A 2450-nucleotide genomic window follows, 5' to 3' on the forward strand; every position below is an offset into this window, starting at 1 on the left:
CCATGTACTCTTTGCAGTTTGGCGCCATCACCGCAACGGCTTCGCGAGATGCAACGCCCACTCCAGTCAGAGCATGTGCGAACCGGTTGGCCTGTGTTTCCAGCTGGTTATATGTCAGTTCCCCGCGGTCGTCGACAAGTGCCCTGCGGTCACCGTATGCCTTGGCTGCTCTCGTGGGGATATCACCCACTGATGTGCGGCGTGCCAGTGCGTGGTCCAGTTCAAACCCCTCGAGGGACTCTGGATTGTCGATATTAAAGATTGGGAATTTCATGCGCGTTGTTATCTCCTAGAGGCAGCCGAAAAGTAATGTGACCTACGTCATCATACTTGGCTGAGCTGGAGTTATCCGTCTGTTTTCAATCCCATGCGGGCAAACAGTCGGGCAGCCCCTGCTCGGGCGCTCTGGGCGATGACTTCCCCACTGTCGGGGTCGCCGTGCAGCAACGACTTCGCCAGCCCTTTGGCTTGTGCGCTGGCAATGTGTGCCGGCAGCGGGGGTGTATTGGGGTCCGTTTTGACGCTCAAGATCACGGGCCGGTCTGCGGCAAAAGCCTGGTCCCAAGCCGCTTCTATATCGTCGGGATCATCGACCCGAATACCTTTGAAACCCAGCAGGTCGGCGTAACCGGCATAGTCCATCGATTCCACGAGTTGTGCGGTATCCCAGCGTGGATCGCCGGCAACCCGCATTTCCCACGAGACCTGGTTGAGGTCCCCGTTATCGACCACTAGGACAATAAATGTGGGATTGTCCCATTCTTTCCAGTGTCGTTTGACCGTGAGCATGCCGTTCATACCCAGCATCTGGAAGGCGCCATCACCAATGGTGCACACCACGGGACGATGCGGGTGCGCGAATTTTCCGGCCATGGCATACGGCATGGCACCAAGCATCGAGGCCATCCTGCCCGAGAGGTTCCCCATCTGATTGCGGCCGAGCTTGATGTGGAATCCGTACCAGTCTGCGGTACTCCCGGCATCGGCGGTAATGATGGCGTTTTGTGGCAGTTTGTCATTCAGCGTCGTAAATACCCGGCGTGGATTAACCGGATCGGCTTTGGTCTGTGCCACGCGATCATTTTCCGCGTCCCAGTCTCGCATCTGTTCTGCGATCGAGTCTTGCCAGGCCGTATCATGCTGTTGCAGATGCGGCAGCAGCGCCGACAACGTCGTCTTTGCATCGCCCCACAAGTTCACCTCGGTGGGATAGCGAATCCCAAGGTGGCGCGGCGACAGATCAATCTGGACAGCCCGTGCCTGCCCGGTGGGAGGTAAAAACTCTCCGTAAGGGAAGTTCGTACCCACCATCAGTAAGGTGTCGCAGGTTTGCATCATGTCATAGCTGGGACGAGACCCCAGCAGACCAAGTTGTTGGGTGTGGTAGGCAATATCACCGGGCACAACTTGTTTCCCCAGCAAGGCCGTGCTCACCCCGGCGCCGAGACGCTCGGCTACCTCCAAAACCTCATCGGTTGCCCCGATAGCACCCTGGCCGACCAGCATCGCGACTTTTTCACCAGAGTTCAGCACTTCGGCGGCCTTAGCAAGCGCCGAATCGTCCGGAACCAAACGATCTTCGACGTAGCCCACGCCGCTGCGAGAAACGAAATGTTCAACGGCAGGCTCTTCCATTTCAAGATTCTGGATATCAGCCGGAAGAACGACCACGGCGGGCCCACGGTACGCTTTGGCCATGCGGATAGCCTTATCAACAACCAGCTGGGTGTGCATCGGCGTCGTCACGGTCTGCACAAAAACGGCGACGTCGCTAAATACACGCTCAAGATTGATCTCCTGCTGGAACTCACTGCCCAGCGAGACTCGACCTTGTTGTCCGACAATAGCCACAACTGGTGCGTTATCACCCTGAGCATCGTATAAACCATTCAGCAGGTGCAATGCCCCGGGGCCCGAGGTAGAAATACAAACGCCAACTTCGCCGGTGAATTTTGCATGCGCCGTGGCCATGAACGCGGCTTCTTCTTCATGCGTTGATCGTACGTAAGAAAAGTTTTTACCGTCTCGCTGGGCACGACCCATCGCGCCGTCGAAACCGCCGATCCCGTCACCTGGATAGCCGTACCACTGGTGTAGTCCCCATTGGATCAGCCGATCAATTATAAAATCACTAACTGAAGTTGCCATTTCATCACCCTCCTGGGCGCCGAATTGAGCATGTTCATGATCCTTGTATGCCGGACCTGATGAATCACGACCGGCATTTTTTACCCTACGTATCCGCACACACTGTTGCTAGACCTGAGGCTCAACTGGCCCCCGGCCGGCGGCCCAAGAGTAACGATGTGTGGTGCCGGTCAGTCGTTCGACACGACGCGGAATCGGCGGACCGCCAGCGCAGGATTCGTGGCACGTACACTGGAAATGCGGTCCTGTTTCAGCTCGGCATGGGCGATGCCGACTTCTTCGCCGATCGTGGCGATGGAAAT

2 protein-coding genes are annotated in these 2450 nt (G+C 57.1%); both read right to left on the bottom strand.

The window, feature by feature from the left end:
- Positions 1–274, bottom strand: a 274-nt coding sequence (locus L0H14_RS12365; protein WP_301421984.1) for an AMP-binding protein, incomplete at its 3' end; no start/stop codon positions are given.
- A 71-nt stretch (positions 275–345) separates the two neighbouring features.
- Entirely contained in the window at positions 346–2148 is a 1803-nt protein-coding gene (locus L0H14_RS12370) for a thiamine pyrophosphate-requiring protein (protein ID WP_301421985.1), read from the bottom strand.
- Positions 2149–2450: the final 302 nt, after the last annotated feature.

Source organism: Yaniella sp., from assembly GCF_030453185.1.
Taxonomy (GTDB): Bacteria; Actinomycetota; Actinomycetes; order Actinomycetales; family Micrococcaceae; genus Yaniella.